Consider the following 15,159-nt stretch of genomic DNA (forward strand, 5'->3'; position numbering starts at 1 on the left):
CCTGAGGATTAAAATTTTGTTCGTATGGTTAAATATAAATTATATTGATTGATATAACTCTCCGGGGTAACACGATAATTATACCAGTTACCCAACACTCCAAAACTGGTGCGATGACTAAAATAGTGAAAATAACCCGCTCCTACCATAGTATTAACATAGGATGTAAAAGTATTAATCTGGAAATCCAGTTTTTGGTCTTCGGGCGCAGTACCTATGGATGCCATAGCTGTAGCGTAGTCCCTGCCGTTACGCATATAGAACCTGCCTTGTGCAAACACACTGTTGTAAAAATCATCGGTATCGCTCATTAACAATACTCTTGCATTTAGCCATACTTTATCAAAAGTGCGTTCTATTCCCAGTATTCCCGTATAAAAATTTGTAGCATCAAGCAATTGGGTATATCGTGCGCCAACTTCTCCTTGCCAATTCTTTTTAAATGGCTCATAATAGGAGAAACTCACTTTCATTGCCGGAAAAAATTTATTGGCTATACCTGCATTAGCTATAAAAGAAGATTTATCTTTAAAGGTATGATACCAGTCGGCTTCGCCCTGTATGCCTACCCCCGTTGGTCTTGCAGCATAATTTAACCGGGCAACATAGGTGTTTCTGTTCTCAAACCGAAGATACTCGAGTGAAGCAATCGAAGTGGTTACCAATATAGAATCGGATGTGGCTTTCAGGTAGCTTATGTTTATTTGGTTTTTCAGTAGTTTTGAATCAAGATACTCTAAATGATCCAAATGTTCTTCATATTTATGTGGCGGCGGCACATACATACCCTGATAATAGCGTGCCCGTTTATAATCGCCTTGCTTTTCATAAATAACTCCTTTTTTATATAACAGGTCAGTGTTATTGGGGTTAAATACCAGGCAGTCATCTACTACTACCGTTGCCTCTATATATTCCTGCCTGTCTATATATATATTGGCCAGTTTTAATGCTGCATCTACCTCATTAGGTTTTATAAGTAATATTTCATGATAAATGGCTTTTGCCTGAAAAGGTTCGTCATCCAGCTCCAGTTTTTTTGCCTGTACATACATTTCCTCTATAAGCGCTCCTTTAATATCAGGATTATACGGATAATCTTCCATTAATGAGCGCAATGCAGCTACCGCCTTTTCGTGGTCGCCCATTTGCGAATAAACTCCTGCTTCTTTTAAACGAAATCCTTTATCTTCGGGAAAATTACTGCGTGCGGTTTGTATCATCTCCATTGCTTCGGCATACTTACCCATAGATATGCGTGCTCCTATGGCATAATTGTAAGCCAACATATTGTAGGGGTCGTCAGCTACCAGCGCATCGGCAACCAGTGCAACGGTATCATAGGCCTCTCGCTCGTTAAGGTATTTTATATAGGCTATGGAAAAGTCTTTAAACATATATGAGTACTCCAAAACATCAGGATATCGTTCTTTGTATTCTAATATAAGGTCGTATGCATTGGCATAATCCTCCATTGCTGTCAAGAGGTCTATTTTCTTTAAAATATACTGATGTTCGCCCGGATTTTCTCTTATCATTGATTCGATAAGATCCATAGCCTGCGTATATGATTTTTTGGCTACATAAATGGAGTAGATATAATTTTTTGCCGATTTACCATAATCAGGATTATTTGAAAGCCTTATAAATATCGGTAAAGCTGTGTTATAATCTTTATCGTTATATGCTATTTTGGCATCTTCGTAGGTAAGCTCATTATATTTTGCAGCAATATCATAATCTTCAGGATACAGGCTGTATAATTTTTCCAGTGTACGCCTTTCGCCGTTAGTATCTCCTAAGTTTTCATATACAAACAATTGTTTGGATAATAGTTCTTTGGAATTCGGATTCGATTTCAAATCTTGTGTTAATATTAACTGAGCATCATGATAGTAACCTTTGCTCAAGGCAGTATTCAACAAGTAATCGTGCGCTTCCTGATTTCCTTTATTTCGCTCATATAGTTGTCCGTAAAGTACATACGGGTCAGAATTTCTGTAGTATCGCGCAGCTTCTACGGTAAGGTATATCAACAACTCATTATAATAGGCCGATTGTCTTTTTTGCAGTTGCTTTTGTACTAACCCAATGGCCTCCTGGTAGCGGTTTTGCTCCTGTAGTATTCCTATTTTTTTATTGAGTATATCGGTATTATCAGGCAAGTGGTACAAACCCATATCAGCCGTATTGAGTGCCTCTGTAGTATTGCCCAGTTTTAAGTACAAATTAATAAGGTTTAGGTATAACTCCGCATCATTTTTAGTTACTTTCAGGGCTTCCTGGTACTGCTGCACGGCACTGGCAAGGTCGCCCTCTTTATTATTTTTAAGCGCATCTTCTTTAAGTACATTGTTGTACATTGTTCTTATTTCCTCATCCTGCGGAAATATTTGGTACAGTCGTTTGGTTTCTCTGTTTGCCTCTACCCTGTTGTCCATAAGGTTATAAAGCCCTATTTTGCGCATCCATAATGTTTTGCTGTATGGCGTTATCTCCAGCAATTCGTTGGCATAACATACTGCACTCGAATACCGCTTGGTTTGAGTTTCTATATTTAATAGATAATGCCTGGCATCTGTACGTCGGGGACTTTTTTGCAATACTTCCAGTAGTGTTATGCGTGCTTTTTCCAGTTCACCTATTTCCATATAGCATTTACCCAAATACTCCTTTATATCCATATCCAGCGGAGCAAGTTCCAGCGCCTTCTCGCAATATGCGGCAGCGCGCTTAAAATTTTGGTTTTTATTTCCTTCCAGTTTGGCTTTCTTAAAATATTCATCGGATGTTTTGGGGAAATCACTTTCCTGTGAATACACAGTGCCTGCTGTGCTTATAAAAAGCAGGCAGGCAAAAATAAATTTAAATATTAAGGGGGGTGATTTTTTATGCATTTGTACTTTCTTCGGTATTTAAATTTTTAGTTGTACTCGTATTTTCATATCCCTGTCTTGTCATTGTGCCCCACTCCATCTGTCTGGATGTATAAAAATTAAAGTAACCTTTTAAAGAAAAGTAAATAAGTAACGGGTGGTATAAAAATGGCTCAAGAAATACTACAAGCCATAGTTTAAAGGTTTCGCGAGAGGTCATATATTGCCTTTTCACAAAATTATCCAATAGTATTACCAGCGTGCCAAACATTATTGCCAGCGAGTAGGAATATAAAAAGATGTATCCTGCCATAGGCCAGTTTACATCTCCCTTTAAAACCAGGTATATAAAATATATTATTCCTGTAGCTTCTATAACGGGTGCAAGAAACTCATATATCAGCTGAAACGGAAATGTTACCATTCCCAGCAATTTGTATCTTGGGTTTAAAAGTATTTTACGGTGTACAAAGAATATTTGTGCCAGCCCTGTTGCCCATCTTACCCGCTGACGTCCTAAAATTTTCACGTTGGGTGGTCCTTCTGTCCAGCAGCAGGATACGGGTATATAATCTATCTTATATTTTTGATGGTTATTAATCATATAGGCGGCCATCTTTACCATTATATCCATATCTTCAGCATGCGATGCACCGTCATATCCTCCCGCATTTACAGCTACTTCCTTATCAAAAAGACCAAGACCTCCTGAAACGTTGGGCACACAGTTTACAAGGCTCCACCCCATTTTACCGAAAAGGTAAGCTCGCAGGTATTCTAATTCCTGAAATCGTGGTATAAGCTTTTTAGGCGGTTTTACTCTTTCTATAACTCCTTCTTTAATTTCGCAACTGTTAGACATTCGCAGTGTAGCGCCTACGGCAACAACTTTTACTTTAGAGTTTAGTACAGGTTTTATCATTCGTAACATGGTGTTACGTTCTAATATACAATCTACATCGGTACACAGAAAATAGGAATACTGCGAGGCATTTATACCCGCATTAGAAGCATCTGCTTTTGTACCGCCGTTAACCTTATCTACTACGGTGAGCTTACTGTATTTTGGGTTTACAGATTTAAATATTCTTTTAAATGGTTTTGTTTTAATACGCTCTACATAGGCATAAGGAGTTTCTTCCAACTCAAATTCGTCTATGAGCAATTCTAATGTGCTGTCTTTACTACCGTCATTTACAATTATAACTTCATAAAGAGGATAGTTTAACGTAAGTAGCGATTTTACGTTTACTATAATGGTTTTTTCTTCGTTATAGGCCGGGGCTACTACTGATATTCCGGGCGTTAAAGGAGAGTCTATAAGAAACTGATCGTCTATTCTTGAATTATAGGTGCGATAACGGGTAATATTGATAAAAGAAAGTATGCCCAGTACCAAGTAAACTACAAACATGGATGAGGCGTAGAAGAAAACAAAGTACTCAAAAAAGTTATAGGTCAATCCCATAGACTAGCAATAATTTTAGGGTGGGGAGGGTGGGGTTCATTTTTTTTGGAGGCTATTGATCTTAATCGTGAGGAATAATTGGCGGTTTGTTTTTTTCCTCATACAGTTTACTTCTCAATTCTCCGCTTCCTGAAAAATCGTTCGCCGCTACTTGTTGCGACTTGTGATAATTGCGTAAAGCCGAAGGTATAAGAGGATTTTCTACATGTTTTAATATCAATAGGTTAAAACCTATTTCTGTTTTATATAATTCGTCAAAATAGGCTCTGCCGGGCTTACCGTATAAATAAATTACTTCGGCAATAAGTTTTTTCAAATCATGGCTGTTTGCCATTTCATAGGCATTTTTAAGAAAACCTATAGATTTTCCTGAGTTTATATATGAAATTGCTTCCACTATTGCATTTTGACACGGCGCAGGCTGAGTAAAGTACATTTTTATCAGCTTATTTTCCATTTCTTTAACCTGCATCTTCCCTATGGCGAGTATGGCTTCTTTTCTTACCGAATGGTTTTCATGATCTAAATATTCAGTAAGCGCATTTACTGATGTTGATTGCCTGAAGTAAGCTACAAGTTTTATAAAAAACTTTATCTGCTCTTCGTCTTTAGAGTACTTAATCCATTTACTGAAATTGGGCAGATTATCCTGATGGTGTAATACAAATTGTTGTAACAAACTTATCTGATCCCATTGGTTAAGATCGTTATCCTGATCGAAAAACTTGAACGGATCATTATTACTAACTCCTACATAGGATGACCTGGACTCTTTTCGAAGCGACGAGTTTCTGGAATAGGTATGCGGAAGTATTTTAGAATCGGAAATAGTAAGGTCTAATCTGGAAAGTGACTGAAAAGCTCTTAAACGCACTCTGGTATTAGAAAAATCGAGTCTTTTTTCAAGGTAATCGTCTATTTTTAAACCGGATATTATGCTATCATAATTTTGCGACTCTAATTGGTGTTTTTCTTGCTTAACAACATCTTCAAGTGTTGGTATTAGCGATATATATGTTTTTTTGTTTATTTCCCCGAAACTTTCCACAAACATTTCTAATACTTCTGCCTCTGTATAAGAATCTTTGGATATGAGTATGTTTCTTAAAAATGAGAATATACGCGGGCGCAATTCGCGAACAATTTTTTCGCGTCTTGCTTTATCTCTTCTAACAACAAATACCACAATCATGAAAGTCAGGGTAGCTGTGCAGCTAAAAAAGATAAAAAATATCGCAATTTGTATTACGAAAGGAAAAGAACTCAAGGATATCCAAAAATGCTCGATATAATCGAAAAAATAGTTCATTATAGAATGATTTTAAATATATTAAATAACTAATGGCCCCCCGTTTTAGCCGAAATAGTAATTAACAATTTCTGAATCCTGAATTATATATCTCTATATCAAATTTTTAACCTTCAGTTAGTATATTTTTTATGCTATAAAAGTATATATTTTTTTTAACAAAAAATTACATTTTGAATATTTTTTATTTTTAGTAAAAAACATATATTTTAACTATTTTTATAAATATTTCGTTTTCTATACAGCTTAAATTCAAGTATAAATTAATTTATTTGGCTCTAAACAGTAAGCATAGCTTTAGACAGCTATGTAAAAAGCAATTATATAACTGCAAAATCTGCTGAATACTACTAAATCAGATTACTTTCTTTTTAAATTTTGGGAGTACATCATACACACTGCACAGGTTATCTTCCTGCACAAAAGTTGCGGTTATTTATAACTCCAATTGTATTTATAAATCCACTCTTTTTATTCCCTGTTTGGTTTTACAAATTATACCTTACTGTTAATAATAAATAACGCGGCTGTACCCTATAGCGTGAAGTATAGGTAGAAAATTGGTTAAAGCTGTCATCGTTAAGCGATGTTGTATTAAGAAGATTAGTGCCCTCTACTTTAAACTCCCAATGGCTGTCTTTTTTGCGATACATTACTTCTGCACCCAAAAAGTCATATTCGTTATCCGATGTCCTATCGCTGTTATAGTAATGATTGTACTCATAATCTACTTTTACCGTGAAGGCATCCCAGAAATAGTAATTGACATTAGCAAATGGCTTGCTGTTATAGAACTTACTGTCGGCATAATCATTAATACTAATTGAGTATCCTACTTCAAGATTCGGCATTGTTTTATAATTGGTAGAAAAACTTGTCCTGTAACTTTGTGTAAACTGCTCGTTTACCTGCCTAACGGAATTTTCTATAGTAGCAGGCTCTGATAGATCCTGCCCATCATTCCTAAAGTTATTAAACTTGCTCCACGCTATGCTGGCATTAAGCCCTGCTTTATAAAATCGGGCAAAACTCCTGTTATATCCTGCGGATGCGGTAAAATTCTCATCGGCAAAATTAGAGTTTGCCACTGTACCTATCTGATTAATACCACTAAAAGAAGAAAGGCTTTTTATAGCGTCCATCTGGCGGATATAGTTTACATTACCATAAAGTTGGGTAAAGTTGAACATGTTGTATTTAAAATAGGTTAAAGAGTGGTTTTGATACAAACCGTTATCTAAATTAGGATTTCCCTGAAACAACGATTTGTAACTATTGAGTACCAGCCCTCTTGCAAAATCAGACACATCCGTAAAATTGGTAGTCATAGAGTAGTTATATATAAGCCTTTCCATTTTTTTTATCTGAAACTGAGCAAAAAAATCGGGCAGTACTCTGATAAAGTTGTTACTAATCTTGTTATCTAACTGCTCGTTATATGTAGTATAACTATGCAGGCTGACACCCGGATTAAACTCAAACTTACCTTTTATAAACCTGTAGTGCACTCCCAAGAAAACATCGTTAAAAACATAATTAACGTCATTCTTCGTGTTATCACTCATACCGTTAAATTCGCCATCATCCAGTAGCTGAAACATAGCTGAGTTAAAATTTTGATAGGAATAAGTATTTCCCAACGTCAGGTTTATATTGCTTTTTGCAGTAACCATATAGTAATAATCCAGTTTCGCATCCAGTTTATTAGTAGTTACAAATCTGTCTTGCGTTATATCATACCTATCGGCTTCGAGTAGCCCAAGCGAAAGTGAAGAATCGCTACCCGCAACATCCGGAAATGGATTATTACCCAAATTGGCACTATACAAGGGGTCTTCGTCTTGATACAAGTGCTGCACTTCAAAAGCAAATATATTCTTGTCGTTCAACGTATAATATAAGTTCAGGTTTTGATTGAACGAAAAAGGTTTCTGTTTTTTCTTTGTATAAATATCCTGACTTTGTGCTGTTTCGGGAGTAACCGACGATAACAACCCGTTTGCTTCCTCCTGATTGGATGTTTTTAGTAAAAAATCATAATCAAACTGAAGATTCTTATTGGGCTTATAAGTAGAACTCATCTTTACAAGAGCAAACTCATTGGTTTGCTGTGATGTTTCTTCGACATCCTGTATTGTTTCAGGCTCGCCTGTTTCCGTATCCAGTAGTGTGGTACGGCTCACTGTTTCCATCTCGGTATCACTGGAATTAATTATAGTAAAACCGCTAATTGTCCAGCTTTCCGTTGGGTTATAACTAAAATTGGCGGCACCAAACTTAGTTTCAATTTCTTTTGCTTTATTGTTTCGCATTAAAGAAAGTCCCAAGCTGTTAGAACCAATGTTAAACGACGTACCTCCCTTTTTCATTACATTACGAAAACCACCCGTAAGGTTAAAGTAATCCTGCATTGTTAGTGGCAATTCGCCCGTATTGTTCATGTTACCAATAAAGTTGAATGTATATTTGGGGTTGTAGTAAAATATTTTTGGGGCTGCTATATAGCGTTCGCCTTCGCCTATACTGGCTCCTGCATTGATATTACCAAACCAAAAGTTCTTTTTACCGTCTTTTAGTTTTATGTTCATGGCAAGATTATCTTGATTGTTTTGCACCCCACTAAGTTGTCCTACTTCGCTGTAATTGCGCAGTACTTCTACTTTACTCACAGCATCGGCAGGAATATTTTTTACCCCCAGCTTGGTATCGCCATCAAAAAAGTCTTTCCCTTCCACCATCAACTTGCCTACTTTTTTGCCTTCTACCTCTACTTCTCCATCCTCGTTTACCTCAACACCAGGCAGCTTTTTGAGTATATCTTCCAGTTTACGCTCAGACCCGTTGGTAAACGAATCAGAATTATATACAATAGTATCGCCTTTTATAGTTACAGGCATTTCGTGTACTATTTCTAACTCCTGAAGCTCTACCCCCTGCTCCAGTGTAATATTTTTTACAATATTTTCGGTAGTGGTTGTAATTTCTTCTTCAAATGTGGTATAGCCAATATAGCTGGCTTTGAGTATATAGGTAGTGTTAGGCTTTAGCGATAGTTGATATTTACCCTCATCATTAGTAATAGCATAGGAGTCCATCGCATTGGTAGCTTTATTTACAGCCATTACATTTGCCATTTCCAGCCCTGTGCCTTGGTCATCTTTAAGAGTACCCTCTATGCGAATATTTTGTGCAAAAGAAACTGCTGATAAGAGCAATAACAGCGAGATAAAAAATTTGGTCATTTAAGAGGTACGTGTTGTAAGTATTAATAAATTATTGAAAACAGGCATTAGCCACCCATAGGCGTTCTTATACGTCCTTCTCCGGGATTGCCATACATTTCTTGCATTTCCTGTACTTTTTTCGCCATAATCTCTTCAAATTCTGTCTGTGTAACTTTTTGCCCTTTCTTAGGCTGTTTTATCTCTGTTTTCTCTTTTACGTTAAGCACCACTTTAGAGCATAATATAGTAGTTTTACCATCCGAAACTTCAAGTATAAGCCCCGGTAGCCCCCAGTAGTTTTCAGGTCCTTGGCTTATGGGTATTTCGGGAGCATACCATGCGGTTATTATTTTCTCTGTTGGCATTTCTATCATATCCATAAAGTTGGTACTTTTTTGCTCCTCTTCTGTTTTGGCTTCCATCTCTTCTTCTGCACCTTTTTTAGGTCGGTAGTTCATCATGTTCGATTTATCTACAGGCACGCTTGCTGTTGCCTTATAGCAGGTATAGTTGCCTATTTTTCGGCTCTCACCTTCCATTTTCCAGACAATTGTGGGTAATGTATCAGAAACCAAAAACTCTTTACCAAAAATTTCCTTCTCGATAAGGAATTCTTTGTCCTTTATATTTTTGTAGTGTTTGCCCCCGCCTCCGGTCATTGATGACATCATCATTCGCATCCTGCCCCCGTCTTGGTTGGGTGCATCCAGTTTTTCTTCTTCCTGATATATCGATGCGGTTTTATCAAAATTGAGTATAAATGTTTTCTCAAACATCTCTTTCATACGCGCTTCTATCATCTTTTTCATTTCAGGTGTAATTTCCCTGTTGCCAAATTTCATCATGTCGTCGCCAAGGCTGGTTTTGGATTCATATACTGCCATCCCCTGAAAATCTTGTGCTTGTACACTTACGGTTGTTATAACGGCTATTAAAAAACTTGCAATTTTTTTCATAATAATAAACTTTATACCTTATAGACTATTAAAGCGTGTTTTGGTTACATCAATATATCATAAAAAGCACAACAAAGTAATGAAAGAGGTATGGCAATAACAAAAAAAGGCGGTAAACAAAGTAATTTCATCTGTAAAGGTGCTTTGGTGTTTACAAACTATACTAACTGTGCTTACCGCAGCCAACATAAAAAACTTAACTTAACAAACTTTTATTAATCATATTTTCTTTTCTTAAACCAAATATCCGAAAGACTTATATTTACTGTAAATAGATGGTATTTCTCTTCTGTAAGCGTTGTAGTTATTACTCCCCTCTGTCCATAACTGTAAGATAGATTAAGAAACGAATTAACACTCCTGCTGAGCGGTAGCCCTATGCCTGATGTAACAGCAACATTTTGCACTCTTGCTCCCGCTACCTCCAAGTAGCCGTTATCGGCATTAAAGCCCAGTCGATACCTTATGCGGTCAAAATAGCTATACCTGTTTTTATTCCTGAAATATTCAAAACCTATTCCTATAAAGTCTTGGTCTGTAAAACTGCCCAAATTATCTTCCATATTGGCAGCACTCCAAAATGAATGTTTATAATCGGCATTTACCGTAAGGACTTCTTCAAATACATATTTAGCACCAATGGTAAACTCGAGCGGGAGTTTAAAACTTGAAATATCTCTGCCTTCGGTATCCTCAACTTGCGCACCATAGTAATTTACTATTTTGTTTACCAGCCTGTCCTGCTTGCCTGAGAGCGATACCGGGAGGTTTACTACCGCTGCCACATCTAATTTTTCGTTTACTTTATACTGGGCACCAACACCAAATCGGATGCCTCTGTAATAACTTTTTTCGTTTATAGACAGGTAGTCGTTATTAATAGTTATCACTTCGGTTTCTTCTATTTTACCAAAGTAATAACTTGCATTAACGCCCAAGTTGAGCTTACTATTAAATTTTCTTCCATAGGTTAACATGGCATTATTAAGCCCTCCGGAACCTTCTATATCACTGGAATAAACGTCTGTATTTCCTTCTACTGTTCCTGTTACGCCCTGTAAAAAATAACCAACATCTGAATAAGGGGACAACGAAAATCCTATTGCCGATTTATCGGTAAGCCCTAATGCCATGCTGATATTCGAAAAATTATACGTTGTGGTGGTTTTTTGGTCATCAATAGTTGCCATATTATTTTTCTCTCCCTTTATTCCTATATCAAAAAGAAATGAGTTTTTAAGGATGCCGGCATATGATGCCGGATTGAGATTATTAAGCTCTGTTTCGCTGGAATAGGCAATACCGCTTTTGCCCAGCGCATTTGTTTTGCCTACTCCCGCCTCATTTAGCCTGCCTAAACCAAAAAGGGAATAGGGCGAACTTGTTTGGTTGTTTGATTGCGAAAATATTTTGGCAGTACAAAACAGTAAACTCAGCACTGTTATTTTATTTATCATATATAATATAAGTTAATTCCAGTCTCGATTTATAATCGCTGTTATTTTCGCCGTTTAAAATGAGCCTTTCTGTTGTAGAATTGAAATGTCGCGGAATAAATGCCAACCCGTAGTTAAGATAGGTACTGTTTGTAATTACCTTTTCTAAAAAGTCTTCGACAGGCACATAAAGATATACTTGGTTTACCTCCTCGTTACTATAATCTATATACCCCGCTACTTGGTCCCCTCCTGCGTTATACAATGGCGTAAGTATATCGTTGTTCTGATCCAGCACATATACATAAAGTGAATCTCCCGGGTACAACTTTTTATTATAATACGTGTTATTGAGTTTCACTTTAAGGTTGGCTTTAAAAATAGAGCCATTGTTATTGTTTATATACCGAATATCCCGAATGTTGGGAAAGGTAACTTTTGTAGTTATCCCTATGCCTGACTGTATATAGGTTAGGTTGTTTAAGCTTCCGGAAGAGGACTCGTTTTCCTGACCGCTTACATTTTGTATGGGAGTACCGTTCCTGTCACTCTCTATTTTACTGAAAAACTTTTTATCTGAATCGGATCTGTAGTTTAAATCCATATACTCACTTTCGGAACTCGACTGGTCCGGAAACGAATAGTATATCCTTATGTAAGTATCTTCAATATTAAAGCCTATTATAGAGGCGTCTTCGGTATCATCAGGAGCTATTTTCAGCCCTTTAAAATAATCTGTAAACTGCTCTTGGTCGTTAACTATATTACTCTGTATCTTATCAAAAAGGTTTTGCCCAAAAGCATCCGTAAGTCGTATAGTTAAGGAGTCGTTGCTTATTCTGGGATAAAATGTTTTCTCTCCTATTATAGCGCTGTTCGCCTCCACATCAGATGTATTGTAAAAATAACTTTGGTTGTTCCTGAATCGTATCTCTTTGGCAAGCTCTTGTATTTTTATTGTTTTTTGCAGCAGGGTATCGTTATAATAAAACCCGTCGTACTTTAAACTAACCACGATACTGTCAAAAACAGCCTCCTCGTCCAAACTGTAGGTTGCAGGAGTAAAATCGGCAAAGGCGGTGGCTTTTACTATACCAAAATAAGGGTCGGAATACCGCCCTACCAAAACCCTGCTTTGCCCTTGGTTTACGATACTGTCATACCGAAAAGTACTCATTGTTACTGCAAAGGTATCTATGGCTACTACCCTAACATTACTTTCGGTAAAACCAGTGCCGGGGTCATAAGCATCATCAAGTGCATCATTATTACACGATATAAAAATCAATGCGGTAAATATGGAAAAACAACAAATAATAGGATATAATCTGTTCATCATAAAAAATTAAACACCGAAAGTACCCTTATTCGTATGTCGTAAAAAAAGATATATATAACTGATATACATACATCTATAAAATGGCTCTTTTAGACTACTAATGCCTTTAATTCAACCCGTAGATAACATTCAGCATTTTGCAGTCTAAAAACAGGTATTGGTATATTCTTGTTTCCAACCCATTAAAATCAAGATATGTTTGTGTGAAATTTTGTTACTATGTCGAGATTATTTGCTGTTCTGATTTTATTGGTTTTTGCAATGCAAGGTTATTCACAGGAAACGGCAAGTGCAATAAAATATAATTATAGTGCTTTTTATGATGCTTCCTCAACAACATTAGTAAACCATAATGCAGTAGCAAACTTTAAGCAAAACTTCTCCAAAAGCAGTATTGCCTACACCGGCACTTTTAATGCTTATGGTTTTGAATATGCTATGGCTGATGTGCCTTTTACTGTTGCAGGATTAGAAAATATAAACTCATTAGAGCTTGGTATAACCTACACTCAAAAAACAGGCAACAACTGGAGCATTATAGCTGCTGTTACCCCCGAGGTTGTTGCCGATTTTGAGAGCGGTATTGCATTAAAGGATATATATCCCGGTTTTTTTGCAGGAGCAGGCTATACAACAAGTGATAAAAAATCGCACTTAACTTTTGGAGCAGGATACAAAGGTTATTTTGGTAAATACAGGCTACTGCCCATAGTAAACTTTAGTAGAAAAGTAAACGAAAAACTGTTTTATACTATAGGTATTCCTGCCACAAGCCTTAGCTATACCATAAACCAAAAGCACCGTATAAAATCAGAAATTACAGCCGATGGTTTTTACTCCAGAATAAGAGGAGATAATTATTTCTATAACATTGGGCAAAGCACCGAACTTAAAATTGATGCCCTGCAAATGGTTATGGTTACGGGAGGTGTTGAGTACAACTATACATCAGATGACAACTGGATAGCTTCCTTTAAGGTAGGTCATAACTTATATAACAGTCTTGATGCTATTGACGGGCAGGATAAAAAACATGAAATAGGTTTTAATAATGATATAAAAATATCAGTAGGTTTTATATATAATATAAATTTTAATTAAATTATGAAGAAGTACTTTTTAAGAAAAAATAACACAATACTTTTCGGTTTGGCGCTATGTGCAACACTTGTAACAGGCTGCTCTGATGATGACAGCTCTACAATAGGCAACTGGGTTACAGGAACCATTTTTGACGGTGCTCCCAGAAGCAGTGCGGTATCTTTCGTGATAGGTGATTATGGCTATGTAGGAACAGGCTATGATGGGGATGATTACCTTAACGATTTTTGGCAATATGACATTAACGGGGGTTACTGGGTACAAAAGGCTGATTTTCCCGGCGAAGGCAGAAGCTCTGCCGTAGGTTTTTCTGTAAACAATTCAGGCTACATTGGCACAGGCTATAACGGTACTGATGAGCTGGGCGATTTTTATAAATACAACCCTACGGATAATTCATGGACACCAATAGCCGATTTTGGCGGAACCACAAGACGTGCGGCAGTAGGCTTTGGTTCGGCTACAACCGGCTATGTAGGTTCAGGTTTTGATGGGGATAACGACAAAAAAGATTTTTGGAAATATAACCCCGATACTGATACTTGGGAAGAGATGTTTGGTTTTGGCGGTAATAAAAGAAGAGAGGGTGTAACCTTTGCGATAGGTACTAATGTATATTTTGGTACAGGCTCATCTAACGGGTTGAATGTTGATGACTTTTGGGTTTTTGATACCAATACAGAAGTATGGACTAAGCTGAAAGACTTAGACGACAACGATAATTATTCTGTAGAACGGTCCAGTGCCGTAGGATTTTCTATAGGTAGTTATGGCTATATTGCAGGTGGCGATGGGAATAGTGTATGGGAGTATGACCCAAGTACTGATGAATGGGATGAAAAGACTAACTTTGAAGGAACGTTAAGACAGGATGGTACAGCATTTAATACTGATTCTCGAGCATTTGTTTTATTAGGTAAATATGGTAACTATTACTTTGATGATATGTATGAGTTTAGACCATTTGAAGAATATGACGACGAGGATTAATTTTTAAATTTTATCTTAATGAAATTTTATTATAAAATAGTGCTTATTTTGTTGTTGGTATGCTCGTGCAATACTAAAAAGGAAAAGGGTTTGCAAAGTGTTGTATATCCTGTAGAAAACGGGTATGGCTATAAAATAACATATAACAACAAAATACTCATTAACCAAGCCTATATGCCGGGTATTGAAGGTAATAAAGTTTTTTGCGATAGTATTGACGCTGTAAAAACAGCCAATTTTGTAAGGAAATTAATTGAAAATAAAAAATCGCCTACTATCACTAAGGCTGATTTGACAGCGCTAAACATAAAAACGAAATGCTAAAAAAAATCCCATATCACTTTACTATTGGAGAACAATCCATTACGTTCAGGTTTTTCCTGCTGCATTTCTTTTTTTGGCTTTTATTTCTGTTTCTGCCCTTAGCAAATTATTTTGTGGGGAATCGTGATTCCTCGGC

General features: G+C 36.7%; 10 protein-coding genes. 3 read left to right on the forward strand and 7 right to left on the reverse strand.

The genetic code is table 11. The features are described from left to right. Positions 1-8 precede the first annotated feature (8 nt). The 7 genes from E0W68_RS12310 to E0W68_RS12340 form a co-directional block, all read right to left on the reverse strand. Entirely contained in the window at positions 9-2,897 is a 2,889-nt protein-coding gene (locus E0W68_RS12310; protein WP_135219741.1) for a tetratricopeptide repeat protein, read from the reverse strand. After that, positions 2,890-4,344 (reverse strand): glycosyltransferase family 2 protein, encoded by a 1,455-nt coding sequence (locus tag E0W68_RS12315; protein ID WP_135219742.1) that lies wholly within the window; start codon positions 4,342-4,344, stop codon positions 2,890-2,892. Before E0W68_RS12315 ends, E0W68_RS12310 begins: the two co-directional genes overlap by 8 nt. A gap of 61 nt (positions 4,345-4,405) precedes the next feature. After that, positions 4,406-5,653, reverse strand: coding sequence for a HEAT repeat domain-containing protein (locus E0W68_RS12320; RefSeq protein ID WP_162845837.1), 1,248 nt, complete (start codon positions 5,651-5,653; stop codon positions 4,406-4,408). Positions 5,654-6,141: 488 nt separating this feature from the next. After that, positions 6,142-8,895, reverse strand: a complete 2,754-nt coding sequence (locus E0W68_RS12325; protein WP_135219744.1) for a TonB-dependent receptor — start codon at positions 8,893-8,895, stop codon at positions 6,142-6,144. 47 nt (positions 8,896-8,942) lie between these two features. Further along, complete coding sequence (locus tag E0W68_RS12330) at positions 8,943-9,833, reverse strand: GLPGLI family protein (RefSeq protein ID WP_135219745.1); 891 nt, start codon at positions 9,831-9,833, stop codon at positions 8,943-8,945. 215 nt (positions 9,834-10,048) lie between these two features. Further along, positions 10,049-11,290: a hypothetical protein gene (locus E0W68_RS12335; RefSeq protein ID WP_135219746.1), complete on the reverse strand. Its 1,242-nt coding sequence runs from the start codon at positions 11,288-11,290 to the stop codon at positions 10,049-10,051. After that, positions 11,280-12,608: a DUF4270 family protein gene (locus E0W68_RS12340; RefSeq protein WP_135219747.1), complete on the reverse strand. Its 1,329-nt coding sequence runs from the start codon at positions 12,606-12,608 to the stop codon at positions 11,280-11,282. Before E0W68_RS12340 ends, E0W68_RS12335 begins: the two co-directional genes overlap by 11 nt. A 219-nt stretch (positions 12,609-12,827) precedes the next feature. Here E0W68_RS12340 and E0W68_RS12345 point away from each other — a divergent pair, with 219 nt between their 5' ends. Genes E0W68_RS12345 through E0W68_RS12355 form a run of 3 tightly spaced genes read left to right on the forward strand, consistent with a single transcriptional unit; the run spans position 12,828 to position 15,023 of the window. After that, positions 12,828-13,709, forward strand: a complete 882-nt coding sequence (locus tag E0W68_RS12345) for a DUF6268 family outer membrane beta-barrel protein (protein WP_135219748.1) — start codon at positions 12,828-12,830, stop codon at positions 13,707-13,709. 3 nt (positions 13,710-13,712) lie between these two features. After that, complete coding sequence (locus tag E0W68_RS12350) at positions 13,713-14,699, forward strand: Kelch repeat-containing protein (protein WP_135219749.1); 987 nt, start codon at positions 13,713-13,715, stop codon at positions 14,697-14,699. 18 nt (positions 14,700-14,717) lie between these two features. Further along, positions 14,718-15,023: a DUF4907 domain-containing protein gene (locus tag E0W68_RS12355; protein ID WP_135219750.1), complete on the forward strand. Its 306-nt coding sequence runs from the start codon at positions 14,718-14,720 to the stop codon at positions 15,021-15,023. The last annotated feature ends 136 nt before the right edge of the window (positions 15,024-15,159 follow it).

Source organism: Flavobacterium salilacus subsp. salilacus (genome assembly GCF_004634195.1).
GTDB classification, from domain to species: Bacteria; Bacteroidota; Bacteroidia; order Flavobacteriales; family Flavobacteriaceae; genus Flavobacterium; species Flavobacterium salilacus.

Excerpts from the sequence above, each read along its gene's own strand:
- E0W68_RS12355 (WP_135219750.1), top strand. The coding sequence starts at position 14,718 with ATGAAATTTTATTATAAAATAGTGCTTATTTTGTTGTTGGTATGCTCG.
- E0W68_RS12340 (WP_135219747.1), bottom strand. The coding sequence starts at position 12,608 with ATGATGAACAGATTATATCCTATTATTTGTTGTTTTTCCATATTTACC.
- E0W68_RS12345 (WP_135219748.1), top strand. The coding sequence starts at position 12,828 with ATGTCGAGATTATTTGCTGTTCTGATTTTATTGGTTTTTGCAATGCAA.
- E0W68_RS12325 (WP_135219744.1), bottom strand. The coding sequence starts at position 8,895 with ATGACCAAATTTTTTATCTCGCTGTTATTGCTCTTATCAGCAGTTTCT.
- E0W68_RS12315 (WP_135219742.1), bottom strand. The coding sequence starts at position 4,344 with ATGGGATTGACCTATAACTTTTTTGAGTACTTTGTTTTCTTCTACGCC.
- E0W68_RS12350 (WP_135219749.1), top strand. The coding sequence starts at position 13,713 with ATGAAGAAGTACTTTTTAAGAAAAAATAACACAATACTTTTCGGTTTG.
- E0W68_RS12320 (WP_162845837.1), bottom strand. The coding sequence starts at position 5,653 with ATGAACTATTTTTTCGATTATATCGAGCATTTTTGGATATCCTTGAGT.
- E0W68_RS12310 (WP_135219741.1), bottom strand. The coding sequence starts at position 2,897 with ATGCATAAAAAATCACCCCCCTTAATATTTAAATTTATTTTTGCCTGC.
- E0W68_RS12335 (WP_135219746.1), bottom strand. The coding sequence starts at position 11,290 with ATGATAAATAAAATAACAGTGCTGAGTTTACTGTTTTGTACTGCCAAA.
- E0W68_RS12330 (WP_135219745.1), bottom strand. The coding sequence starts at position 9,833 with ATGAAAAAAATTGCAAGTTTTTTAATAGCCGTTATAACAACCGTAAGT.